At 72.4% G+C, this 23,579-nt stretch carries 22 protein-coding genes and 3 tRNA genes; 4 read left to right on the top strand and 21 right to left on the bottom strand.

Annotated elements, in window-relative coordinates; translation table 11 throughout:
• Positions 1–338: 338 nt before the first annotated feature.
• The 9 genes from ABZ885_RS12130 to ABZ885_RS12090 all read right to left on the bottom strand — a co-directional run bounded on the left by ABZ885_RS12130 (position 339) and on the right by ABZ885_RS12090 (position 7,349).
• Positions 339–1,199 (bottom strand): hypothetical protein, encoded by an 861-nt coding sequence (locus ABZ885_RS12130; protein ID WP_360186777.1) that lies wholly within the window; start codon positions 1,197–1,199, stop codon positions 339–341.
• A 94-nt stretch (positions 1,200–1,293) separates the two neighbouring features.
• The gene (locus ABZ885_RS12125; RefSeq protein WP_360186775.1) at positions 1,294–2,238 is read right to left on the bottom strand and encodes a hypothetical protein; all 945 of its coding nucleotides are present in this window, start codon (positions 2,236–2,238) and stop codon (positions 1,294–1,296) included.
• A gap of 108 nt (positions 2,239–2,346) precedes the next feature.
• Positions 2,347–3,174, bottom strand: coding sequence for a hypothetical protein (locus tag ABZ885_RS12120; RefSeq protein ID WP_360186773.1), 828 nt, complete (start codon positions 3,172–3,174; stop codon positions 2,347–2,349).
• Between the two features lie 93 nt (positions 3,175–3,267).
• Positions 3,268–4,053 carry a hypothetical protein gene (locus ABZ885_RS12115; protein WP_360186771.1) on the bottom strand — a complete coding sequence of 262 codons (786 nt, stop codon included), beginning with the start codon at positions 4,051–4,053 and terminating at the stop codon, positions 3,268–3,270.
• A gap of 189 nt (positions 4,054–4,242) precedes the next feature.
• A complete protein-coding gene (gene rplA, locus ABZ885_RS12110) occupies positions 4,243–4,965 on the bottom strand; it encodes a 50S ribosomal protein L1 (RefSeq protein WP_360186769.1) in 723 nt (240 codons plus the stop codon).
• A 103-nt stretch (positions 4,966–5,068) separates the two neighbouring features.
• Positions 5,069–5,503 carry a 50S ribosomal protein L11 gene (gene rplK / locus ABZ885_RS12105; RefSeq protein ID WP_360186767.1) on the bottom strand — a complete coding sequence of 145 codons (435 nt, stop codon included), beginning with the start codon at positions 5,501–5,503 and terminating at the stop codon, positions 5,069–5,071.
• Positions 5,504–5,668: 165 nt separating this feature from the next.
• Positions 5,669–6,580 carry a transcription termination/antitermination protein NusG gene (nusG, locus tag ABZ885_RS12100; protein WP_360186765.1) on the bottom strand — a complete coding sequence of 304 codons (912 nt, stop codon included), beginning with the start codon at positions 6,578–6,580 and terminating at the stop codon, positions 5,669–5,671.
• A gap of 208 nt (positions 6,581–6,788) precedes the next feature.
• Complete coding sequence (secE, locus tag ABZ885_RS12095; protein ID WP_360186763.1) at positions 6,789–7,127, bottom strand: preprotein translocase subunit SecE; 339 nt, start codon at positions 7,125–7,127, stop codon at positions 6,789–6,791.
• A 149-nt stretch (positions 7,128–7,276) separates the two neighbouring features.
• Positions 7,277–7,349: transfer RNA gene (locus tag ABZ885_RS12090), tRNA-Trp, on the bottom strand.
• A gap of 286 nt (positions 7,350–7,635) precedes the next feature.
• Between ABZ885_RS12090 and ABZ885_RS12085 the strand changes: the two genes are divergently transcribed.
• Together ABZ885_RS12085 and ABZ885_RS12080 are read left to right on the top strand one after the other, a co-directional pair.
• Positions 7,636–8,883 carry a pyridoxal phosphate-dependent aminotransferase gene (locus tag ABZ885_RS12085; protein WP_360186761.1) on the top strand — a complete coding sequence of 416 codons (1,248 nt, stop codon included), beginning with the start codon at positions 7,636–7,638 and terminating at the stop codon, positions 8,881–8,883.
• 96 nt (positions 8,884–8,979) lie between these two features.
• Positions 8,980–10,023, top strand: a complete 1,044-nt coding sequence (locus tag ABZ885_RS12080) for an adenosine deaminase (protein WP_360186759.1) — start codon at positions 8,980–8,982, stop codon at positions 10,021–10,023.
• On the opposite strand, the gene ABZ885_RS12075 is transcribed toward ABZ885_RS12080, so the two are convergent.
• The 6 genes from ABZ885_RS12075 to ABZ885_RS12050 all read right to left on the bottom strand — a co-directional run bounded on the left by ABZ885_RS12075 (position 10,013) and on the right by ABZ885_RS12050 (position 12,539).
• On the bottom strand, positions 10,013–11,056 hold the full coding sequence (locus tag ABZ885_RS12075; RefSeq protein ID WP_360186784.1) for a UDP-N-acetylmuramate dehydrogenase: 1,044 nt from the start codon (positions 11,054–11,056) through the stop codon (positions 10,013–10,015). The genes ABZ885_RS12080 and ABZ885_RS12075 overlap by 11 nt on opposite strands.
• Positions 11,057–11,098: 42 nt before the next feature.
• A complete protein-coding gene (locus tag ABZ885_RS12070; protein ID WP_360186757.1) occupies positions 11,099–11,521 on the bottom strand; it encodes a MaoC family dehydratase in 423 nt (140 codons plus the stop codon).
• A gap of 4 nt (positions 11,522–11,525) precedes the next feature.
• Positions 11,526–11,984, bottom strand: a complete 459-nt coding sequence (locus ABZ885_RS12065; RefSeq protein WP_360186755.1) for a MaoC family dehydratase N-terminal domain-containing protein — start codon at positions 11,982–11,984, stop codon at positions 11,526–11,528.
• 118 nt (positions 11,985–12,102) lie between these two features.
• Positions 12,103–12,267, bottom strand: coding sequence for a 50S ribosomal protein L33 (gene rpmG, locus ABZ885_RS12060; protein ID WP_006604855.1), 165 nt, complete (start codon positions 12,265–12,267; stop codon positions 12,103–12,105).
• Positions 12,268–12,350: 83 nt separating this feature from the next.
• Positions 12,351–12,423 (bottom strand) — tRNA-Met (locus ABZ885_RS12055).
• Between the two features lie 43 nt (positions 12,424–12,466).
• Positions 12,467–12,539, bottom strand: a tRNA-Thr gene (locus ABZ885_RS12050).
• Between the two features lie 267 nt (positions 12,540–12,806).
• Here ABZ885_RS12050 and ABZ885_RS12045 point away from each other — a divergent pair.
• Entirely contained in the window at positions 12,807–14,078 is a 1,272-nt protein-coding gene (locus tag ABZ885_RS12045) for a hydrolase (RefSeq protein WP_360186753.1), read from the top strand.
• 65 nt (positions 14,079–14,143) lie between these two features.
• On the opposite strand, the gene ABZ885_RS12040 is transcribed toward ABZ885_RS12045, so the two are convergent.
• From ABZ885_RS12040 to kdpF, 6 genes are all read right to left on the bottom strand, one after another.
• Complete coding sequence (locus ABZ885_RS12040) at positions 14,144–14,821, bottom strand: response regulator (RefSeq protein ID WP_360186751.1); 678 nt, start codon at positions 14,819–14,821, stop codon at positions 14,144–14,146.
• Entirely contained in the window at positions 14,814–17,378 is a 2,565-nt protein-coding gene (locus ABZ885_RS12035; RefSeq protein ID WP_360186749.1) for a sensor histidine kinase KdpD, read from the bottom strand. The genes ABZ885_RS12040 and ABZ885_RS12035 overlap by 8 nt, the downstream gene beginning before the upstream one ends.
• 110 nt (positions 17,379–17,488) lie before the next feature.
• A complete protein-coding gene (kdpC, locus tag ABZ885_RS12030) occupies positions 17,489–18,121 on the bottom strand; it encodes a K(+)-transporting ATPase subunit C (RefSeq protein ID WP_360186747.1) in 633 nt (210 codons plus the stop codon).
• A 24-nt stretch (positions 18,122–18,145) separates the two neighbouring features.
• Positions 18,146–20,266 carry a potassium-transporting ATPase subunit KdpB gene (kdpB, locus tag ABZ885_RS12025; RefSeq protein ID WP_360186745.1) on the bottom strand — a complete coding sequence of 707 codons (2,121 nt, stop codon included), beginning with the start codon at positions 20,264–20,266 and terminating at the stop codon, positions 18,146–18,148.
• Positions 20,266–21,927, bottom strand: coding sequence for a potassium-transporting ATPase subunit KdpA (gene kdpA, locus ABZ885_RS12020; protein WP_360186743.1), 1,662 nt, complete (start codon positions 21,925–21,927; stop codon positions 20,266–20,268). Before kdpA ends, kdpB begins: the two co-directional genes overlap by 1 nt.
• Before the next feature lies 1 nt (position 21,928).
• Positions 21,929–22,018, bottom strand: a complete 90-nt coding sequence (gene kdpF, locus ABZ885_RS12015; RefSeq protein WP_360186741.1) for a K(+)-transporting ATPase subunit F — start codon at positions 22,016–22,018, stop codon at positions 21,929–21,931.
• Positions 22,019–22,809: 791 nt separating this feature from the next.
• Here kdpF and ABZ885_RS12010 point away from each other — a divergent pair.
• Entirely contained in the window at positions 22,810–23,475 is a 666-nt protein-coding gene (locus ABZ885_RS12010; protein ID WP_360186739.1) for an HAD family hydrolase, read from the top strand.
• Positions 23,476–23,579: the final 104 nt, after the last annotated feature.

The following is a 23,579-nucleotide window of genomic DNA, read 5'->3' as shown; positions in this document are numbered from 1 at the left end:
GTCGACCATTCGCGCCGCAGACCACCGGACGGAAGGAAAACCCCTGCGGAACAGCAGAAGAGCCCCGGTGCGCAGGCGCACGGGGCTCAGCACGACCTCGACAGGCCCACGTGCGAACACGGGGAACCCGGAAGTCCAAGCTCCAAACAGTCCTGCGCGGGCTGCCTGCGACGAGGCGCAGATCCTTCGGTCGCGCACCCTCTCGCGAGAGCACGGCGACAACCAGCGGTCTTTGGCTCCGCCACAGTAACCGGCCCGCGCCGTCCGGGGCAAATCGCCCGCCCCCGCCGGCTCCCCGCCGGCCCCCGACGCTCCCCAGCCGCTTTCCCCGACGGCCCTCAGCGGGCCAGCGGCGGGACGCTGCGGGTGCCCTCGTCGACGGCGTCCGCCTCGGCCGGGGCCTGCACCGACAGCGAGCCGGCGAGCTCGGAGTAGAGCACCGCGTCGTCCGCCCGGCCGCTCTCCCCGGTGCCGGTCCGCTGCAGCTTGACCAGCTGGTCCTTGTCGTTGAGCCAGAGGTCCAGGGTCAGCGAGACCGACCCGCCGGGGGCGAGCGCGGCACGCAGGCCGTCCCGGCGGGCCTGGCTCAGCTGGGTCTGCGCGGCCGCGTACCGCTCGGCGTCGGTGGTGACCCGGTAGTGCTCGACCGCCGAGTCCTCGAACTTCTCCTCGCCGACGAACTGCGCCTCCACCCCGTCCGCGGTCGCGGCGGCCAGCGCCTCGACCGGGTTGAGCAGGTCGATCAGCCCCGCGTACGGGATCTCCCGGTGGCCGTCCGGGCCCGGCGGGCCGGCGAACCGCTCCCAGTGCCGGCCGCCCAGCCGGGCCGCGGTGGCGACGTCGCCGCCCTGGTACGCCACGGTGTCCACCACGATCAGCTGCTCGGCCTCGGCCGGGGTGGACCGTTTCACCTGGAGCGCGGTCTTCGGCAGCCAGAACAGCGGGCCGGAGCCTGCGTCGGCCCCCAGCCGGTAGCTGACCTTGGCCCGGCGGGCGGTCTGCATGGCGAGCTGGGCGGAGAGCAGGACGCCGTGCGGCGAGCGGTCGGTCGGCTTGGCCGGGCCGGTCGGGGAGGCGCTGGCCGTCGTCGGGGTGCCGGAGGGCCCGGACGGTGTGCCGCCGCCCCCGCCGCAGGCCGTCAGGGCGCCCGCCAGCAGCGACGCGGCCACCGCCGCGGCCAGCCGCTGCCGCACCGCCATCCCTGCTCCCCTTCCGGTCCCGTCCGGGTACGACCCGTCCCGCCTGTTCCGTCTGTTCCGTCTGCTCCGAGCCACCTTGCCACCAGCGGGCCGCTCAGGTGGTGGCGCCCCCCTGGCCGGCCTTGACGAGGTCGGCGAGCTCCGCGACGTCGGAGGGGTCGGGCGCCTCGGTGGGGACCTTGGTGCCGTAGTCCGAGTAGGTGACGGTGACCTTGAACGGGCCGGCCTTGGTGTCGGCCTGCTCGGTCCGCTGGACCACCAGGTTGTCGGCGTCCACCCAGACGTCGACCGTCTCGCTGGTGATGCCGGCGGTGCCGAGGTTCTTCTTCAGCCTCTCGGCCTGCTCGGCGGTCAGCCCACGGCCGGTCGCGGCGGCCACGTCGTCCGCCGTGAGCACACCGGTGTAGTGCGTGGTCTGCTTGCCGCCGACGGTCTCCTGACCGGCCTCGCTGACCTTGCCCGAGGCGATCAGGGTGCGGACCCCCTCGACCGGGTCGGCGTTCTTCAGCTGGTCGCCGCCGACGGCACCCTGCTTGGCCAGGTCGGCGTAGGCGTAGTGCAGCCAGTGCTTGCCGTCCAGCTCCTCCACCGCCTGCCCGCCGACCCGCATGTACATCCCGTCCTTGAGGTAGCGGGCCGTCATCGTGGCGCCGCCGGTGAGGACGGAGAGCCGCTTGCCGGCCGGGGTCCCCGACATGTCCATCAGCAGCTCGCCCCGGAGGCCGTCGGTCCAGGAGACGGCGCCGGTGGCCGTGATCTCGCCGCCACCGACGCTGATCTTCTCGGTGATCCTGGCGGAGGTCTGCGAGCCGGTCTTCTCGGTGACCAGCTTGAGGTAGGCGGCCGGGGTCAGCTTGGCCGGCGGCGCCTTGGTCGGCTCGGCCGTCGGGGCCGGCGCGGCCGTTTCCGGCTGCGCGGCGGCCGTGGCCGGCGCGGCGGGCCCGGCGTCGGTCTTCTTCTCGTCGTTGTTGCACGCGGTCGCCGTCAGGGCCAGCGCGGCCACGACGACGGCGATGGCGGTATTGCGGGTTCCAGCCATGGTTCCCCTCCAGGGAGCCCCGGCGCGCACGGTGTGCCCGGGGCGGAAGCCGGTGAACGATGAGCCTCGTGGGCTCGGTTGACTCGTGGGCCCGGTCGGCTCGTGGGCTCAGTTGAGGAGCTTGGCGAGGTCCGAGGCCTTGCCGAGCTGGTTCTCGGCGGGCGCCTCGACCTTCGGCGCGCTGCCGAGGCCGGTGTACTTCACGGTCACGGCCTTCTGCTCGCCGTCCTTCTCGCCGAACTCGCGGTACTGGACGAGTTCCTGCTTGGCGTTGAGCCAGAAGTCGACGGTGAGCGTCTTGCCGTTCTTCTCCACGGCCTGCTGCAGCGCGGCACGGCGCTCCGGCGTGAGGTCGGGGACCGCGGCCAGCACGGTGGCGACCTCCTCGACCGAGCGGTAGCGGGTCAGCTGGACGCCGTCGACGGTCTCGGCCCCGCCCTTGGAGATCTGGCCCGACTGGGCGGCGGCCAGCTGGACCACCGGGTTGGCGGTCTGGCCCAGCAGCATGACGAACGGGCCGGCCTTGGCCCGCCACACGACGTCCGTCGCCTTCACCCAGAGCTCGCCCGGCGCCCCGGCGGCGGCCCCGACGCCGTAGTAGACGTCACCGCCGACCATCCGCACCTTGAGCTTCTGCCCCTGGCCGTCGGCGACGTACTCCACCGCCGTCCTGGCCCCCGACCAGTTGGCGGTGCCGGCGCCCGGCCTGGCCTCCAGGCCGTCCGGCGCGGCGACGGTGAACGTCGCGTTGCCGGCCTTCTGCATCACCAGGGCCGAGGCGGCCAGTGCCGCCTTCGGGTCGAGTTCGAGCGCCTTGCCGGGGGCCGCGTCACCCGCGGCCTTGGTGCCGGCCTTGCCGTCACTGCCGCAGGCCGTCAGCCCGGCGACCAGGACGGCCGCCGTGACGGCGACGGCAGCGATGCGCAGAGCACGCATGAAGAACCCCCCCTTGCGACCCGGTACTCGGGTCGTCTCGGGAGACTCTAACGAATCACCGGACACGCTCCCCACCGGATATGCCCGGTGGGATCACCCCGCCGCGGCCGGGCTCTCCGCGGGCGTTCCGGGGTCGGAGACGTCGGTCGTGGTGACCACGGTTCCGGCGCTGCCCTGGACGGTGGCGCGGAGCCGGAGCAGCCGGTCGCCGGGCGCGACCCAGAAGTCGTAGCCGATCGCGGCGACCCCCTGCTGCTGGTACCAGCCGGCCAGTACGGCCCGCCGCTCCGGGGCCAGGCCCTCGTCGGCGGCGAGGAAGTCGGCGACCGGTGCCGAGCCCCGGTAGTGCGCGACCGTGGTGCCGGCCAGCTGCTCGGCACCGAGCGGGGTGAGCTTTCCGGCCATAGCCATCGAGTGCGCCGGACCGCCCGGGTTGGCGACCAGCCCGCCGATCCAGCCGCCCGCGAAGGCCGCGCCGGGGGCTCGCGGGTCCAGCGACTCGGCGGCGGCCCGGTCGGCGCGCTTCACCGGCCCACCGTCGTAGGCGAGTTCGAGTGATCCGTCCTGGGCGCGCAGCCGGGCGGTGCCCTGCTCGTCGGTGACGGTCAGGTCGGCCGTGTCCCGGGCGCCCCAGGTGACCGTGCCGGTGGCGGTGCGCCGCCCGGCCGGGCCCTCCTCGACCGCCTGGACGCGGGCGCCGCCGGAGTCGTCCAGGGCCTGGGCGGCCGAGAGCAGGACCTGCTTGGGCGGCCGGACGGTCGCCGCCGCGCCGGCCGGCGTGCGGTCCCCCGAGACGGCCAGCAGGCTGCAGGCGGTGAGGCAGCCGGCGAGCAGCAGCAGGGCCGCCCCCCAGGCGGCGGGGCGAAGGGCGGGCGGCACGGCACACTCCGGCGGTCACACAATCACACGATCGGACCGGCTGAGCGTACGACGAGCCGCGCCGCGCGTCCGCCCCGTCCCGGTCTCGATCCGGAAACGACGACGGGCCCGCACCCCCGGTGAAGGGGGTACGGGCCCGACGTGCGGAATGCTGCGCCCAGGACGCGGCTACCGGTCGGAGCTCAGGGCTCAGACGGCGGCCGGGTCCTCCTCGACCAGGAGGTTGCGGGTGCGGTTCGGGTCCACCGGGATGCCGGGGCCGATGGTGCTGGAGACCGCGGTCTTCTTGATGTAGCGGCCCTTGGCGGCGGACGGCTTGGCGCGGAGCACCTCGTCCAGCGCGGCGGCGTAGTTCTCGACCAGCTGCTCGTCGGTGAAGGAGACCTTACCGATGATGAAGTGCAGGTTCGAGTGCTTGTCGACGCGGAACTCGATCTTGCCGCCCTTGATGTCGTTGACAGCCTTGGCGACATCCGGGGTGACGGTGCCGGTCTTCGGGTTCGGCATCAGACCACGGGGACCGAGCACGCGGCCGAGGCGGCCGACCTTGCCCATGAGGTCCGGGGTGGCGACGACGGCGTCGAAGTCCAGCTTGCCCTTGGCGACCTCGTCGATGAGCTCGTCGGCACCGACGATGTCGGCACCCGCAGCACGCGCGGCCTCGGCACGCTCGCCGGTCGCGAAGACCAGGACCCGAGCGGTCTTACCGGTGCCGTGCGGGAGGATCACGGTGCTGCGGACCATCTGGTCGGCCTTGCGCGGGTCGACGCCCAGACGCATGGCGACCTCGACGGTGCCGTCGAACTTGGAGGTGCTGGTCGCCTTGGCGAGGCGGATGGCCTCGAGGGGGGCGTAAAGGCGCTCGCGGTCGACCTGAGCGTCCGCGGCCTTCAGAGCCTTGCTGCGCTTCACTGCTGCTCCTGAATGGTGATGGGAGTTGTGGTGTCACGGGCCTGCGCAGGCCCTACCACGGGGGACGAGACTGAGAGATCAGTCCCTGACGGGACGGGGCTGCTCAGCCCTCGACGGTGATGCCCATCGACCGGGCGGTGCCGGCGATGATCTTCGCCGCCGCGTCCAGGTCGTTGGCGTTCAGGTCGGGCATCTTGGTGGTGGCGATCTCGCGGACCTGGGCGCCGGTGAGCTTGGCGACCTTGGTCTTGTGCGGCTCGCTGGAGCCCTTGTCGATGCCCGCGGCCTTCAGGATGAGGCGCGCGGCCGGCGGCGTCTTCGTGATGAAGGTGAAGGAGCGGTCGTCGTAGACCGTGATCTCCACCGGCACGATCATGCCGCGCTGCGACTCGGTCGCAGCGTTGTAGGCCTTGCAGAACTCCATGATGTTGACGCCGTGCTGACCCAGCGCGGGGCCGACCGGCGGCGCCGGGTTGGCCGCACCGGCGTTGATCTGGAGCTTGATAAGCCCCGTGACCTTCTTCTTCTTGGGAGGCATTTCTCTCCGGGTCCTTCCGAGAGGTGATTGCTGGTGTGTGCCGAACCGGGGCGACACCCGGTCGCCAGCACACACATCGGACCAGGCTAACGGCTCGGAGCCGCTGGACCAAAACGGATTCGGGGCAGGGCCCTCGGCCCCGCCCCGAATCCGAAGTCCGTGGGACTAGTTCTTCTGGATCTGGTCGAAGGAGAGCTCGACCGGGGTCTCCCGGCCGAAGATCTCGACCAGGCCCTTGACCTTCTTCGAGTCGGGGTTGATCTCGTTGATGGTCGCCTGCAGGGTGGCGAACGGACCGTCGGTGACGGTGACCGAGTCGCCGACCTCGAAGTCGAGCACCTGGACCTCGACCGGGCGGACCGGAGAGGCCTTGCCGGCCTCCTTGGCCGCCTGGCGCTCGACGTCCGGGGCGAGCATCTTGACGACCTCGTCCAGGGTCAGCGGGTACGGGTCGTAGGCGTTGCCGACGAAGCCGGTGACACCGGGGGTGTTGCGCACGACGCCCCAGGACTCCGGGGTGAGGTCCATGCGCACCAGGACGTAGCCGGGGAGCTTGTTCTGGCGGATGGTCTTGCGGTCGCCGTTCTTGATCTGGACGACCTCCTCCTGCGGCACCTCGGCCTGGAAGATGTACTCCTCGACGTTCAGCGAGACCGCACGCTGCTCCAGGTTCTGCTTCACCCGGTTCTCGTAGCCGGCGTAGGTGTGGATCACGTACCACTCGCCCGGCATGAAGCGCAGGTCCTCGCGGAACTTGGCGACCGGGTCGACCTCGACGGCGGGCTCGGCCTCGGCGTCGTCCTCGACCTCGGCGTCGTCCTCGGCCTCGGCGTCCTCGACCTCGGCCTCCTCGGCGGCGAGCTCCTCGTCGGACTCCACGTGCAGCGCGGCCTCCTCGGCGGGCTCGCCGGCCTCGGCCTCGTCGAAGGCCTCGACCTCGTCCTCGTCACTGTCCGAGGCGTCCACGATCTGCTCGGCGGACTCGGCGTCGTCAGCCAGCTCGGCCGCGTCCAGCTCGGCGGCGACATCCGCCTCGCGGACGGTCTCGTCGGCGTCGTACAGGGGGGACTCAGACACGGTGGCTGCTTCTTTCCTGGAGATGGTGAAGGTGGCGCGCTCCGGGGCCGCTCCGGCTGGACGCCGCTCACGCGGGTGCCAGGAGCCTCGGAGACTTCAACAGTACCGAGTCAACGGTAGCGGCCGCGTACGTCCGGCGCCGACAGCTCGACCCGGGCCGAAGAATCGGCCCGGGTCGGGAAGCTGTTTCGAAGGTGGGGTGGCTCGGTCAGCCGAAGATCCAGAGGCTGAGCTTCGAGAACCCGTAGTCCAGACCGGCCACGAAGGCCATCACGACCACGACGAACACGACCACCACGGTGGTGTAGTTGACCAGCTCGCTGCGGGTGGGCCAGACGACCTTGCGCAGCTCGGCGATGATCTGGCGGTAGAAAAGCGCAAGCCGGGCGAAGACGCCCTTCTTGGCCCGCTTGCCGGACTTCTTCTCGCCCTTGCCCCGCTTGCGGTCGCGGCGCGACTCGTCGGCGGGCGTGGTCTCGGCAGCGCCGTCGGCACCCTCGGGGTTGCCGCTCTCAGGCGTTGCGGTGGAGCCCGTGGTCTCCGTCACTCGTCCTCACCTGAATCCGGGTCCTGCCGATCATCACCTGCGTACCCGATCGGGCACGAGCGGCCGGCTAAAGCGGTGCTGTTCGGTGCCCTCTCCGCATCAAGCCCGCTCGCTCTGTGGAGCGAACGGGCTGAGTACGGATCAAGCAGCAGGGCAAGAGGGACTTGAACCCCCAACCGCCGGTTTTGGAGACCGGTGCTCTACCAATTGAGCTATTGCCCTACGGTGCCTCGCGGCTCCGGTAGCGACCACCAACCTACCGCATCTCCCGCCGCTGTATGTACAGACAGTGGAAGCTTTGGCTTCTCGGTGGCCGTCGAGGAGTGAGTGTACGTGGTCGAGGGGTGTTTGGTCGAACCTCTTCCGCGCAGGTCGGGCAGCCGACCTGCCACGACCGGCTCCGCGGCCCGCCCCCGGCCGGTCCCGGGGCTCGCCGGCATGCGGACGAGCCCGTACATATCGTGAAACCCCCATGCCCGGTCCGTCCCGGTTCTGCGACCATGCAGGCATGAGCGCTTCCACCCCGCAGCCCGACAGTTCCGTCCGTCCCGCCGACCGCCGCGTGTCCGCCCGGATCGGCGCGATCGCCGAGTCCGCGACCCTCGCCGTGGACGCCAAGGCCAAGGCCCTCAAGGCGGCCGGCCGGCCGGTGATCGGCTTCGGCGCCGGCGAGCCGGACTTCCCGACCCCGGACTACATCGTCGAGGCGGCCGTCGAGGCCTGCCGCGACCCGAGGAACCACCGCTACACCCCGGCCGGCGGCCTGCCCGAGCTGAAGGCCGCGATCGCCGCCAAGACGCTGCGCGACTCCGGCTACGAGGTGGACGCCTCCCAGGTGCTGGTGACCAACGGCGGCAAGCAGGCCATCTACGAGGCCTTCGCCGCGATCCTCGACCCGGGCGACGAGGTCATCGTCCCGGCGCCGTACTGGACCACCTACCCGGAGTCGATCCAGCTGGCCGGCGGCGTCCCGGTCGAGGTCGTGACCGACGAGACCACCGGCTACAAGGTCTCGGTCGAGCAGCTGGAGGCCGCCCGCACCGAGAACACCAAGGTGGTGCTCTTCGTCTCGCCGTCCAACCCGACCGGCGCGGTCTACACCCGGGCCGAGGCCGAGGCGATCGGCCGCTGGGCGCTGGAGCACGGCCTCTGGGTGCTCACCGACGAGATCTACGAGCACCTGGTCTACGGCGACGCCGAGTTCACCTCGCTGCCGGCCCTGCTGCCCGAGCTGGCCGACAAGTGCATCGTGGTCAACGGTGTCGCCAAGACCTACGCGATGACCGGCTGGCGGGTGGGCTGGGTGATCGGCCCCAAGGACGTCGTCAAGGCCGCGACCAACCTGCAGTCGCACGCCACCTCGAACGTCTCCAACGTCGCCCAGCGGGCCGCGCTCGCCGCCGTCGCCGGCGACCTCTCCGCCGTGCACGAGATGCGCACCGCCTTCGACCGGCGCCGCCGCACCATCGTGAAGATGCTCAACGAGATCGAGGGCGTGCTCTGCCCCGAGCCCGAGGGCGCGTTCTACGTGTACCCGTCCGTCAAGGCCCTGCTGGGCAAGGAGATCCGCGGGCAGCGTCCGCAGACCTCCGCCGAGCTGGCCACGCTGATCCTGGACGAGGCCGAGGTCGCGGTCGTCCCCGGTGAGGCCTTCGGCACCCCGGGCTACCTGCGCCTGTCGTACGCGCTCGGCGACACCGACCTGGTCGAGGGCGTCGCCCGGATCCAGAAGCTGCTCGGCGAGGCGACCGCCTGACGGCACCCGCCCCGCGAGGCCGCCCCCTTTTCACCCCTTCGGGGGACGCGAAGGGGGCGGTTCCCGTATCCGGGTCCGATGCGGCAGTATCGGCGGATGGAACGCCTGTTGAATCCGCGCGACGTCAGGGGCCTCCCGAAGGCCCACCTGCACCTGCACTTCACCGGCTCGATGCGCCCCGCCACCCTGCTGGAGCTGGCCGACAAGCACGGCGTCCGGCTGCCGGAGGCACTCTGCTCCGGCGAGCCGCCCAAGCTGCGGGCCACCGACGAACGCGGCTGGTTCCGCTTCCAGCGTCTCTACGACACCGCCCGCTCCGTCCTGCGGGACGAGTCCGACATCCGCCGCCTGGTGCTGGAGACCGCCGAGGACGAGCGGCGGGACGGCTCGCGCTGGCTGGAGATCCAGGTCGACCCGACCTCGTACGCACCCCGGCTCGGCGGCCTGATCCCCGCCCTGGAACTGATCCTCGACGCGGTGGAGCACGCCTCCACGGCCACCGGCGTCGGCATCCGCGTGCTGGTCGCGGCCAACCGGATGAAGTCCCCGATGGACGCGCGGACGCTGGCCCGGCTCGCCGTCCGGTACGCCGACCGGGGCGTGGTCGGCTTCGGCCTCTCCAACGACGAGCGGCGCGGCCTCGCCCGGGACTTCGACCGGGCCTTCGACATCGCCCGCAAGGGCGGGCTGCTGGCCGCCCCGCACGGCGGCGAGCTGGCCGGCCCGGAGTCCGTCCGGGACTGCCTGGACGACCTCGGCGCGGGCCGGATCGGCCACGGCGTCCGGGCCGCCGAGGACCCCCGGCTGATGCAGCGGCTGGCCGACCGTCAGGTCACCTGCGAGGTCTGCCCCTCGTCCAACGTCTCGCTCGGCGTCTACGAGCGCGCCGAGGACGTGCCGCTACGCCGGCTGTTCGACGCGGGCGTGCCGCTCGCCCTGGGCGCCGACGACCCGCTGCTGTTCGGCACCCGGCTGGCCGAGCAGTACGGCCTGGCCCGCGACGTGCTCGGCTTCGGCGACGCGGAACTCGCCGAGCTGGCCCGCCAGTCGGTCCGCGGCTCGTGCGCCCCGGAGAGCACCCGCAAGGAACTGCTGGCGGACATCGACGCCTGGCTGCTGGACGGGTCGGCTACAGCTTGACGCCCACCATCACCGGCTCGTTCACCAGCTCCACCCCGAACGCCGCCCGGACGCCGTCGCGGATCTCCCGGGCCAGCGCCAGCAGGTCCTCGGCGGTGGCCGCGCCGCGGTTGGTCAGGGCCAGGGTGTGCTTGGTGGAGAGGGTCGCCGGGCCGCTGCCGTAGCCCTTGCCGAAGCCGGCCTTGTCGATCAGCCAGGCGGCCGAGGTCTTGGTGCAGCCGTCCGGCGCCGGGTAGGCGGGGGCGGTGAGCTCGCGCCCGGCGACCAGCGCCAGGAAGGCGGCGTACTGCTCGGCGGTCAGCACCGGGTTGGTGAAGAAGGAGCCGGCCGACCAGGTGTCGTGGTCGGCGGCGTCCAGCACCATGCCCTTGCCGGAGCGCAGCCGCAGCACGGCCTCGAAGGCCGCGCGCAGCGCCACCGGTTCGCCCGGCTCGACGCCCAGGTGCCGGGCGGTCTCCGCGTAGGCGACCGGGGCGGACAGCCCGCCGTTGTCCTGGAGGCCGAAGCGGACCCGCAGGACGACGTAGCGGTCCGGGTCGGCCTTGAAGCGGCTGTGCCGGTAGGAGAAGGCGCACTCGGCGTTGGAGAGGGTGACGACCTCGCCGGCCCGGCGGTCGTAGGCGACCACCTCGGTGACGGACTGCGCCACCTCCTGGCCGTAGGCGCCGACGTTCTGGACCGGCGTGGCGCCGGCCGAGCCGGGGATGCCGGCCAGGAACTCGATGCCGGCCAGGCCGTGGTCCACCGTGCGGGCGACCGCGTCGGCCCAGACCTCGCCCGCGGCCAGCTCCAGGGCGGTGCCGTCCAGCAGAAAGCCGGTGGTGGCGATCCGCAGCACGGTGCCGGCGAAGCCGGCGTCGCCGATCACCAGGTTGGAGCCGCCGCCGAGGACCAGCAGCGGCTCGCCGGCCGCGTCGGCCTCGCGGACGGCGGCGATCACGTCCTCGTCGGTGGTCGCGGTCACCAGCCGGCGGGCGGGGCCGCCGAGCCGGAGGGTGGTCAGCGGGGCGAGGGGGGCGTCGAGTTCTACCAGCACGCCCCCCAGCGTACGGGGAGCCCGTACGCCGCCCGCCGCTCAGGCCAGCCGGACGACGGCCCTGGACATGCCGAGGACCTTCTGGCCGGCGTAGGTCGCCACCAGGTCGACCTGGACCTTGCGGTCGTCCAGCAGCTTCGCCACCTTGCCGGTGACCTCGATCACGGAGCCGACGCCGTCGTTGGGCACCGGCACCGGACGGGTGAAGCGGACGCCGTACTCGACCACCGCGGCCGGGTCGCCGACCCAGTCGGTGACCACCCGGATCGCCTCGGCCATGGTGAACATGCCGTGCGCGATGACGTCCGGCAGGCCGACCTCGGTGGCGAACTTCTCGTTCCAGTGGATCGGGTTGAAGTCGCCGGAGGCGCCCGCGTACTGCACCAGGGTGGCGCGCGTCACGGGGAAGGACTGCGCGGGCAGCTCGGTGCCGGCCGCGACCTCGTCGTAGCTGATCGCCATCGCGTTACTCCCCCGACTCGTCGGCGGCCCGGGCCACCAGGGTCATGACCGACGTCACCACGTGCCCGCCGTCGGCGTCCGTCACCTCGCCGCGCACCGTGAGCACGTCGTTGCCGGCCAGCGACTTGATGTTGTCGATGGTCACCGCGACCGTGAGCCGGTCGCCGGCCCGCACCGGGCGGGTGTACGCGAACTTCTGGTCGCCGTGCACCACCCGGCTGTAGTCCAGGCCCAGCTCGGGGTCCTGGACCACCTGGGCGGCGGCCTGGAAGGTGAGCACGAAGGGGAAGGTCGGCGGGGCGATGACGTCCTGGTGGCCGAGCGCCCTGGCCGCCTCCGGGTCGGTGTACGCCGGGTTGGCGTCGCCGACGGCGACCGCGAACTCACGGATCTTCTCCCGGCCGACCTCGTACGGCTCGGTGGGCGGGTAGGTCCGCCCGATGAAGGAGGGGTCGAGTGCCACGGGCAACTCCTCGAACAGTCCGGTGGGTGACGAAAAAGACTCCGGGCCGCACCCAGCGAGGGGTACGGCCCGGAGTCGGAGACCTGGATTCACACAGGCCCGGCGCCCTGCAACAGGGTCAGCGGGTCTCGCGGTGCGCGGTGTGCGAGTTGCAGCGGGGGCAGTGCTTCTTCATCTCAAGACGGTCCGGGTCGTTACGCCGGTTCTTCTTGGTGATGTAGTTCCGCTCCTTGCACTCCACGCAGGCCAGCGTGATCTTCGGGCGGACGTCGGTGGCAGCCACGGGAGTGCCTTCCTTGGACAATGAATAAGAACACAACAAGAGTAGCCGACCGGGAGTGCGATCTCCCGACCGACTACGCGGGGTAGCGGTGACCGGACTTGAACCGGTGACACAGCGATTATGAGCCGCTTGCTCTACCAACTGAGCTACACCGCCACAGTGATCCGGAGCACAGCCGAAGCTGACTCCCTCTCACCAGAGCCCCCATGCGGAATCGAACCGCAGACCTTCTCCTTACCATGGAGACGCTCTACCGACTGAGCTATAGGGGCGAACGAGGAAGACATTACACGTTCCGCGCCCAGAGGTGAAATCCGTATCCCGCCGTGAAGTCCGCAGGTCGGCGGCACGGACGGGCGAGCGATCGAAGGCCTGGCGTTCGACCGGCCCCCGACGGCGCGGCCCGGCCCGACACGACCGATGCCCGCCTCCCGGCGGCCCGTGCCCGCGCGCCATAGGCTCGTCGCTCATTGACCGGGACGGGCCGCCCATCGGGCCGGCCCGGCCGGGACGGGCCAGCGCGAGTAGGGAGCCGGGCGATGGACAGCGCAGCCGCCGACGGGCCGCACTCCGGGCCCGGCCCGGCGGCCAACCCGCTCGGGCACGGCCCCGTCCTGCTGCTCACCGACGCCCGGCTCGCCGACGGCCGGGTGGTGGACGTCCGGATCAGCGGCGACCGGATCCAGGCCGTCGGCACCGCCGGCAGCCTCGGCCCGCTGCCCGCCCTGCCCGGCGCCCCCACCGCCACCACCGGCGCCCGGATCGACCTCCGGGGCTACCTGCTGCTGCCGGCCCCGGCCGAGGCGCACGCCCACTACGACGCCGCCTTCGCCGCCGCCCTGCCCGCCCCGCCGCCGGAGACCTCCGCCGACCTCACCCGGCGGGTCACCGAGGCGGCGCTCACCTCGCTCGGCTACGGCGCCACCGCCCAGCGGACCCACGTCCGGATCGGCGACGTGCACGGGCTGCGCCGGCTGGAGGCGGTGCTCACCGCCCGGCAGGCACTGCGCGGCCTCGCCGAGCTGCAGGCTGTCGCGATGCCCCGGCTGCTCACCGGCCGGGCCGGGGCGGACGGCCGGGCCCAGCTGCGCGAGGCGCTCAAACTGGGCGCCACGGCGGCCGGCGGCTGTCCGGAGCTGGACCCCGACCCGGCGGGGTACGTCCGGGTGCTGCTGGAGGCCGCCCGGGAGGCGGACTGCCCGGTCGACCTGCACACCACGGCCGCCGAGCCGGCGCAGCTGGCCCGGCTGGCGAGCGCGCTCGCCCCGCTGCGGCCCCGGGTGGTGCTCGGCCCGTGCGGGGCGCTGACGCCGGGCGCGGCGACGGTGCTGGCCACCAGCGGCGTCCGGGTGGTCTGCCTGCCGCAGAACGGCTGCTGCACCGGACTGGAGGGCCGGGCCCCGGTGCTGCGGCCGGAGCTGCTGCGCGAGCTGGTGGACGCGCGGGTGCCGCTCGCGGCGGGCAGCGGCGCCCTGCGCGACCCGGCCAACCCGGTGGGCCGGGCGGATCCGCTGGAGGCCGCGTACCTGCTGGCGGCGAGCGGAGCGCTGGGGCCGGAGGCGGCGTACGACGCGGTGGCGAACCAGGCGCGGGCGGCGCTCGGGCTGCCGCCGGTCCGGGTGGACGCCGGGTTCCCGGCGGAGCTGCTGGCGGTGCGCGGGGACAGCCTGGCGGGGGCGCTCGCGGGCGGACACAGCCGGCTGGTGGTGCACAGCGGACGGGTGGTCAGCCGGACCAGTGCGGTGCGGGAGTTCGCCGACACGGTGGTGCTGGCGCTGCCCCGGCAGTCGGGCGGCCTGGACGGGAGCTGAACGGGTGACAGCGGCGCACGGCTCCGGACGCGCGCCCTCCCGCCGGCGCCCGGGCTGACCGGGGCTCAGGGCTCGTAGCGGTAGCCGATGCCGGGCTCGGTGATCAGGTGGCGCGGGCGGCCCGGGTCGCGTTCCAGCTTGCGCCGCAGGCCGGCCAGGTAGACCCGCAGGTAGTTGCCGCGCCCCTCCTGGGCCGGGCCCCACACCTCGCGCAGGATCTGCCGGCCGGGCACCAGCCGGCCGGGGTTGGCCAGCAGCAGGGTGAGGATCCGCCACTCGATGGGGGTCAGCCGGACCGGGCCGCCGGGACCGGTCACCGTGGTGGCGGCGAGGTCCACGGTGTGGTCGCCGATCACCGGCGCGGCCGGCGCGGGCCCGCCGCCCGGCGGCCGCCGCAGGACGGCGCGCAGCCTGGCCAGCAGTTCCTCCATCAGGAAGGGCTTGGTGAGGTAGTCGTCGGCGCCGGCGTCCAGCGCGCCCACCTTGTCGGCGGCGCCGGAACGGCCGGAGAGCACGATGATCGGCACCGCGCTGCGGCTGCGCAGGCCGCGGATGACCTCCATGCCGTCCAGGTCCGGCAGGCCGAGGTCGAGCAGGACGGCGTCGGGTGCGGTGTGCGCGGCACGGTCCAGCGCCTCGCCCCCGCTGGCGGCGGTGCGGACGGCGTACTGACGGGCGCTGAGGTTGATCCGCAGGGTGCGCAGCAGGGCCGGCTCGTCGTCGACGACCAGGATTTCACTCATCCGGGTGCACCCCTCCCGGGTGTGCGGCGGGCAGGGTCAGCAGCATGGTGGTGCCGCCGCCGGGGGTGTCCTCGACCTCCAGGCTGCCGCCCATGGCCTCGGCGAGGCCGCGGGAGAGCGCGAGGCCGAGGCCGACGCCGGTGGTGTTGTCGGTGTCGCCGAGGCGTTGGAAGGGGAGGAAGACGCGGTCGCGGTCCCCGGGGGCGATTCCGGGGCCGCGGTCGATCACCCGGATCTCCACCCGCTCGGCGTGGTGGCTGGCGGTGACCAGGACGGGTGCGCCGGGGGCGTTGTGCCGCAGCGCGTTGGTGATGACGTTGGCCAGGACGCGTTCCAGCAGCGGGGGGTCGGCGAGGACCGCCGGGGCGGTGTCGAGGTCGAGCGGCTGCACGGGGGCGGACGGGTCGGGGAGGGTGTCCAGCGCCCGGGGCAGGATCTCGTCCAGGTGGGTCTCGGCGAGGTGGAGGGTGAGGGCGCCGGCCTGGAGGCGGCTCATGTCGAGCAGGTTGTCCACCAGCCGGGTGAGCCTGACCAGGGACTCGTCGGCGGTGGCGAGCAGTTCGGCCTGGTCCTCGGGCGAGAACTCGACGTCGGGGCTGCGCAGCGAGCCGACCGAGGCGAGGGCGGCGGCGAGCGGGGTGCGCAGGTCGTGGCTGACGGCGGCGAGCAGGGCGGTGCGCATCCGGTCGGCGGCCCTGATCGGCTCGACCTCGGCGGCGGCCACGGCGAGCCGGTCGCGTTCCAGGGCGGCGCCGACGTGGGCGGCGAAGGCGGTGAGGACGCGCTGGCCGGCGGCGGGCAGCCGGCGGCCGGTGAGGACGAGCACGGCGTCGGCGCCGACCGGGACCTCGGTGGACTCGGCGGACACGGTGGACTCGGCGGACTGTCCGGGCTCCGGTGCGCCCTCGCCCTCGCTGGCGGCCAGGACCTCGCCGCCGGTGCGGTCCAGCAGGGCGACGGAGTCCATGGCGAAGGCGGTGCGGGACTTCTCCAGCAGGGCGGGCAGGGCGTCCGCGCCGCGCAGCACGCTGCCGGCCAGGGTGGAGAGGGTCTCGGCCTCGGCGGTGGCCCGGGCGGCCCGGGTGGTGAGCCGGCCCGCGTGGTCGACCACGGTGGAGACGGTGAGGGCGACGGCGGCGAAGACGATCAGGGCGACCAGGTTGTTGGTCTCGCCGATGGTCAGGGTGTGGACGGGCGGGATGAAGAAGTAGTTGAGCAGGACCGAGGCGACCAGGGAGGCCAGCAGGGCGGAGGAGGCGCCGCCGAGCAGGGCGACGGCGACCACGCCGAGCTGGAAGATCAGCGCGTCGGTGGTGAGGTTCACCGTCCCGTGGAACTGCGAGAGGAGGGCGGTGAGCAGCCAGGGCAGGGCGAGCCCGGCGGCGTAGCCGGCCACGGTGCGGCGCTTGGAGTGGCGGCGGCCGAGGGAGGGCAGCCGGCCGCGGCCGGTGAATTCGTGGGTGACCATGTGGACGTCGATGTCCTCGGAGGCGTCCACGATGGTCTGGCCGTTGCCCGGGCCGGTGAGGAAACGGTTGAGCCGGCCGCGGCGGCTGGTGCCGAGGACAAGCTGGGTGGCGTCGTGGGCGCGGGCGAAGGCCAGCAGGGCGGTGGGGATGTCGTCGCCGACCACCACGTGGTAGCTGCCGCCGAGGGTCTCCACCAGCTGCCGCTGCTGGGCGAGCGCCCCGGAGGAGGCGCCGGCCAGGCCGTCGCTGCGGGTGACGTGGACGGCGAGCAGGTCGCCGCCGGCCGTCCGGTCGGAGATCCGGGCGGCGCGCCGGATCAGCGTCTCGCCCTCCGGGCCGCCGGTGAGGGCGACCACGACGCGTTCGCGGGTCTCCCAGACGCGGTCGATGTCGTGGCTGGCCCGGTAGTCGCGCAGGCCCTCGTCGACCCGCCCGGCCACCCAGAGCAGGGCGAGCTCGCGCAGGGCCGTCAGGTTGCCGACCCGGAAGTAGTGGGAGAGCGCGGCGTCCACCTTCTCCGCCCGGTAGACGTTGCCGTGGGCCATCCGGCGGCGCAGCGCCTGGGGGGCCATGTCGACGAGTTCGATCTGGTCGGCCCGGCGCACCACCTCGTCGGGGACGGTCTCGCGCTGGGGGATGCCGGTGATCTTCTGGACGACGTCGTTCAGCGATTCCAGGTGCTGGACGTTGACGGTGGTGATGACGTCGATCCCGGCGTCCAGCAGTTCCTCGACGTCCTGCCAGCGCTTGGCATGGCGCCCGCCGGGGATGTTGGTGTGGGCGAGCTCGTCGACCAGGACGACGGCGGGCTTGCGCGCGATGACCGTGTCGAGGTCCATCTCCTCGAAGTCCGTTCCCCGGTAGGCGCGTTGTGCCCTGGGGAGGATCTCCAGGCCGGTGAGCATGGACTCGGTGTGGCGGCGTCCGTGGCACTCGATCCAGCCGACGACGACGTCCGCGCCGCGCTGCCGTCTGCGCCTGGCCTCGTCCAGCATCCGGTAGGTCTTGCCGACACCGGGGGCGGAACCGAGGTACACCCTCAGCCGGCCGCGGCGGGGGCCGGTGCCGGGGGTGAGGTCGCGGGCCATGGGCGCTGCTCTTTCGTCGTGGTCCGGGGGCGGGGGCACACGTCGGCCGACCCGGGCGCGGGGTGGTGCCCCGGCCCGGGTCGGCCCGTCTCACGGATCCGATCGCGCTGTCACTTCTGCTCCGCCAGCGCGGTGTTGAGCAGGACGACGTTCACGCCCTCCTGGCCGAGGAAGCCGAGTGAGCGGCCGTCGGTGTGCTGCTCGACCAGCTTGTCCAGCTGCTCGGGCGAGAGGTTCCGGGCCTTGGCGACCCGGTCGACCTGCTCCTTGGCGTAGGCGACCGAGATGTGCGGGTCCAGCGACGAGCCGGAGGCGGTGACCGCGTCCGCCGGCACGCTCGCCGGGTCGACGCCGTCGAACGCGGCGACCGCGGCCCGGCGGTCCTCGATCGTCTTGGTCAGGTCCTCGCTGTTCGGGCCCAGGTTAGAGGCTCCGGAGACCTTGCCGTCGTACTTGTTGGCCGAGGGGCGGGGCTGGAACCACTTCGGGTCCGGCCGGGCCTGCTCGTTCTCGTCGTCCGGGTTCTGCTTGGGCAGGTTGTAGCTCTGGCCCAGCAGGCTGGAGCCGGTCTCCTTGCCGTCGGCCGTCTTCACGATCGAGCCGTTGGCCTTGTCCGCGAAGGCCAGCTGCGAGAGGCCGCTGACCAGCAGCGGGTAGGCGAGGCCGAGGATCACCGTCATCACCAGCAGCATCCGCAGCGCGGTGACGTGCGTGCGCACGGTGGTGGGCAGGGGCTTGGACATGATGCGTTCTCTCCTTTCCGCGGGTCAGCTCAGGCCGGGGATGAACTGGACGACCAGGTCGATCGCCTTGATCCCGATGAAGGGGACGACCAGACCGCCGAAGCCGTACAGCCCGAGGTTGCGGCGCAGCAGCGAACTTGCGTCCGAGGGGCGGTACTTCACACCGCGCAGGGCGAGCGGGATGAGGCCGATGATGACCAGGGCGTTGAAGACGATCGCCGAGGTGATCGCGGACTGGGGGCTGTGCAGACCCATGACGTTGAGCTTGTCCAGGCCCGGGTAGACCGCCGCGAACATCGCCGGGATGATCGCGAAGTACTTCGCGACGTCGTTGGCGATCGAGAAGGTGGTCAGTGCGCCGCGGGTGATCAGGAGCTGCTTGCCGATCTCGACGATCTCGATCAGCTTGGTCGGGTCGGAGTCGAGGTCGACCATGTTGCCGGCCTCCTTGGCCGCCATGGTCCCGGTGTTCATCGCGACGCCGACGTCGGCCTGGGCCAGCGCCGGGGCGTCGTTGGTGCCGTCACCCGTCATCGCGACCAGCTTGCCGCCGGCCTGCTCCTTCTTGATCAGGGCCATCTTGTCCTCGGGGGTGGCCTCGGCGAGGAAGTCGTCCACGCCAGCCTCCTCCGCGATCGCCTTGGCGGTCAGCGGGTTGTCGCCGGTGATCATGATGGTCTTGATGCCCATCCGGCGCAGCTCGTCGAACCGCTCCCGCATGCCCTCCTTGACCACGTCCTTGAGGTGGATGACGCCGAGGGCTTTGGGTGCCGCGGTGCCGATCCGCGAGGCGACGACCAGCGGGGTGCCGCCGGCCGCCGAGATGCCGTCGACCAGTTCGGCGATGTCCGCGCCGACCGTGCCGCCGTTCTCCGCCACCCACGTGGTCACCGAACCGGCCGCGCCCTTGCGGACCTGGTGGACCCCCTGCGGCTCGTCCAGGTCGACGCCGGACATCCGGGTCTGCGCGGTGAACGGCACCCAGGTGGCGTGGGTCAGCTCGCCCCGGGCGCGGGCCCGCAGGCCGTACCCGGTCTTGGCGAGCACGACGATCGAGCGGCCCTCCGGGGTCTCGTCGGCCAGGGACGACAACTGCGCGGCGCTCGCCAGCGCATCCACCGTGACACCGTTGGCCGGGAGGAACTCGGCGGCCTGGCGGTTGCCGAGGGTGATGGTGCCGGTCTTGTCGAGCAGCAGGGTGTTGACGTCGCCCGCGGCCTCCACCGCACGGCCGGACATCGCCAGCACGTTGCGCTGCACCAGCCGGTCCATCCCGGCGATGCCGATCGCGGAGAGCAGCGCGCCGATGGTGGTCGGGATGAGCGCCACGATCAGGGCCACCAGCACGATCATCGACTGCGGCGCACCGGCGTAGGTGGCCATCGGCTGGAGGGTCACCACGGCGACCAGGAAGACGATGGTCAGCGAGGCGAGCAGGATGTTCAGCGCGATCTCGTTCGGCGTCTTCTGCCGGGCCGCGCCCTCCACCAGGGCGATCATCCGGTCGATGAAGGTCTTGCCCGGCTCGGACGAGATCCTCACCACGATCCGGTCGGACAGCACCTTGGTGCCACCGGTCACGGCGCTGCGGTCGCCGCCGGACTCGCGGATGACCGGCGCGGACTCACCCGTGATCGCCGACTCGTCCACGCTCGCGACGCCCTCGACCACGTCACCGTCGCCCGGGATGACCTGCCCGGCCTCGACCACCACGTGGTCGCCGAGGCGCAGCGCGGTCCCCGGGACCTCCTCCTCCGCCTGCGTGGCAGGCCAGTTGGTCAGGCGGCGGGCGACGCTCTCGGTCTTGGTCTTGCGCAGCGTGTCGGCCTGCGCCTTGCCGCGGCCCTCGGCCACGGCCTCCGCCAGGTTGGCGAAGATCGTGGTCAGCCAGAGCCAGACGGTGATCGACCAGGCGAACACGCTCGGATCGGCCATCGCGGCGACGGTGGTGACCACCGAGCCGACCTCGACCACGAACATCACCGGGTTCTTGACCATCACCCGGGGGTCGAGCTTCTTCACCGCGTCCGGCAGGGACTTCACGATCATCTTGGGGTCGAGAAGCCCGCCGGAGACTCTGTGCGGCGCCGCCCCGGCGGGCGCCTCCGGCTGCACGGCCGGCTTGTCGGTAAGGGTGGACGACATCAGGAGAGACCTTCCGCGATCGGCCCGAGAGCCAGGGCCGGGAAGTAGGTGAGACCGACGACGATCAGGACGACGCCCGACAGCAGGCCCACGAACAGCGGCTTGTGGGTGGGCAGGGTGCCCGGGGTGGCGGGGACGGGCTGCTGCTGCGCCAGCGCACCGGCCAGCGCCAGGACGAAGACCATCGGCAGGAACCGGCCGAACACCATCGCCAGGCCGATCGCGGTGTCGTACCAGTCGGTGTTGACGGTGATGCCGGCGAAGGCCGAACCGTTGTTGTTCGCACCGGAGGTGAACGCGTACAGCACCTCGGAGAACCCGTGCGCACCGGAGTTCAGCATCCCGGCCCGCTCGCCCGGCAGCGCCATCGCCACACCCGTGCCGACCAGCACGATCGTCGGCGTGGTCAGGATGTACAGGGAGGCGAACTTCATCTCCCGCCCGCCCAGCTTCTTGCCCAGGTACTCCGGGGTCCGCCCCACCATCAGCCCGGCCACGAACACCGCGACGATCGCCAGCACCAGCATCCCGTACAGGCCCGAGCCCACCCCGCCGGGCGCGATCTCACCCAGCATCATGTTGAACATCGTGATCCCGCCGCCGAACGGCGTGAACGAGTCGTGGAAGGAGTTGACCGCACCGGTCGAGGTCAGCGTGGTCGACGCCGCGAACAGGCTGGACGCCGCGATGCCGAACCGCTGTTCCTTGCCCTCCATCGCCGCACCCGCGCTCTGCAGGGCGCCACCGGAGTGCTGCGCCTCGAAGAAGGTGATCAGGGCGACCGAGGCGGCCCAGAACAGGCCCATCACGGCGACGATCGCGTAGCCCTGGCGGTGGTCCCCCACCATCCGGCCGAACGCCCGCGGCAGCGCGAACGGGATCAGCAGGATGAGGAAGACCTCCAGGACGTTGCTCATCCCGGTCGGATTCTCGAACGGGTGCGCCGAGTTGGCGTTGTAGAAGCCGCCGCCGTTGGTGCCCAGCAGCTTGATGACCTCCTGCGAAGCCACCGGCCCGCCCGGGACCGCCTGCGGGTCCCCGGCCAGGGTGGCCACCTCGTGGAAGCCGTGCAGGTTCTGCACCACGCCGGTCGCGACCAGCGCGAGGGCGAAGACGACCGAGACCGGCAGCAGCAGGCGCAGGCTCACCCGGGTGAGGTCCACCCAGAAGTTGCCCAGCCGGTCGGTGCGGTTGCGGGTGAACCCGCGGATCAGCGCCGCCACGATCGCGATGCCGACGGCGGCCGAGACGAAGTTCTGCACCGCCAGCCCGGCCATCTGCACCAGGTGCCCCATCGCGGCCTCACCGCTGTAGGACTGCCAGTTGGTGTTGGCGACGAAGGAGATCGCGGTGTTCCACGCCTGGTGCCCGTCCATCTGCGGCACGCCCAGGCTCAGCAGCAGGTGGCCCTGCAGCCGGATCAGACCGTAGAGGAAGAGCACCGAGACGGCCGAGAAGGCCAGCACCGAGCGCAGGTACACCGGCCAGCGCTGGTCGGCGTCGCCGTCCACGCCGATCACCCGGTACAGGCCGCGTTCGACTCTGAGGTGCTTGGAGGTGGTGAGGATACGGGCGATGTAGTCGCCCAGGGGGCGGTAGCACAGCACCAGGGCGCCCACCAGCGCCAGGAACTGCAGCCAGCCCGCGAGAGTGGAGCTCATGTCAGAACTTCTCCGGGTAGATCAGCGCCACGACGAGGTAGCCGACGAGGGCGACGGCCACGAGCAGACCCACGACGTTCTCGCTGCTCATGCGCCCACCTCGCTCCGCTCGGCAGGCGCTTCGCGCAACCCGCACCTCTCGATGGTTCGTTCGCTGCGCTCACTCACAGCTTCTCCACCCCCCGCGCGATCAGGGCGATGACGCCGAACACGGCGACCGTGACGGCGACGTAGATCAGATCGGACATGGGCTCCACCACAGCGGTTCGGAGGTGGCCGCGAGCCCGCCCCTGCGGGCCCGGTCGCGGCGCCGGCGGCGGGCCGGCAAGGCCAGCCAAGCGCCCTCACGGGGCGTTTCCGCCGCTCTTGACGCCCTCCATACGGCGCCCGTTCGATTGTTGACGGCCTCCATACGACGGCCGCCCCCGGCACACGGCGGGGCCCCGGGACAGCGGGCTTGGGTTCTAAGGGGCGTCGCCGCTCACGGCCCGTCAGACGCTCTCGCGCGTCGACAGCCGCTCGTGCTGCCGGAACGCAGACCGGTTGTGCGGCAGGTACTCCCCCCAGGGGCCGGCCACGCACTCGGGTGATGAACCGGGCGTCCCGACGACGCTCCCGGTGGGCCCGGCCGCAGCGGGGCCGGTCGCAGATGGCCGGTCACAGTGGCCGGGGGCGGGCGGGCCGTTGTCCCGGCGGGCGCCGGTTGGGAAGACGACCAGCTCGGACGAAGGACTCCCTGCGCGTGTCGGCACGCCCGGGACCACTCGACGGCGAGGCTGAACGGCCCTGCCCGCCCCCTGGCTTCCACTCTGCTGTCTCCACTGGGCAATTGCAAGTCATGCGCAATAACACTCCGCCGACTCGGTGGATTACGCTCCGCACATGACCGGCAACCCTGAGCCACTGCTCCTCATCGACCTCGACCACACGCTCGTCGAACGTGACGGCGGCGCGGACGCCTGGGCCCCCGCCTTCTGTGCCGCCCACGGCCTCCCAACCGAAGCCGCCCCCGCCGTCCTCGACCTCTACTGCGCCGACCGCTCCCCCGCCGGGTTCGCCCGGATCGCCGCCCGCTACGGCCTCCCGCACACCGGCCAGGACCTCTGGGACGGCCACGTCGCCCAGGAGGCCGCCCGCACCCACCTGATCCCCGGCGTCCCCGCCGCCCTCGCCGCCCTCCGCGAGGCCGGCTGGACCATCGCCGTGGTCACCAACGGCTGCACCGACATCCAGCGCGCCAAACTCGCCCGCACCGGCCTGCTCACCGCCGTCGACGCCGTCTGCGTCTCCGAGGAGGCCGGCGCCCGCAAACCCGCCCCCGAGATCTTCCGCCTCGCCGCCGCCCGCCTCGGCCGCACCCTCACCCCCGACACCTGGATGGTCGGCAACAACCCCGCCACCGACATCCAGGGCGCCCACGCGGCCGGCCTCCGCTCCATCTGGATCACCCCGGCCCCGGCCCCGCCACTCCCCCCGTCCCACCCCACCCCGACCCGCACGGCCCCCGACACCCCCGCCGCAGCCGCCCTCCTCCTCGCCACCCCCTGAAAACAGAACCGGCCCGAACAGCGTTTCCGCTGTCCGGGCCGGTCTGGTAATCCAGTGGCTGGTGCAGGGTTCGAACCTGCGTAGCTTGCGCGACAGATTTACAG

Source organism: Kitasatospora sp. NPDC047058 (genome assembly GCF_040643935.1).
GTDB lineage: Bacteria > Actinomycetota > Actinomycetes > Streptomycetales > Streptomycetaceae > Kitasatospora.
The sequence above is the reverse complement of the archived record's forward strand: the minus strand, read 5'-3'. Positions and strand labels throughout refer to the sequence as shown.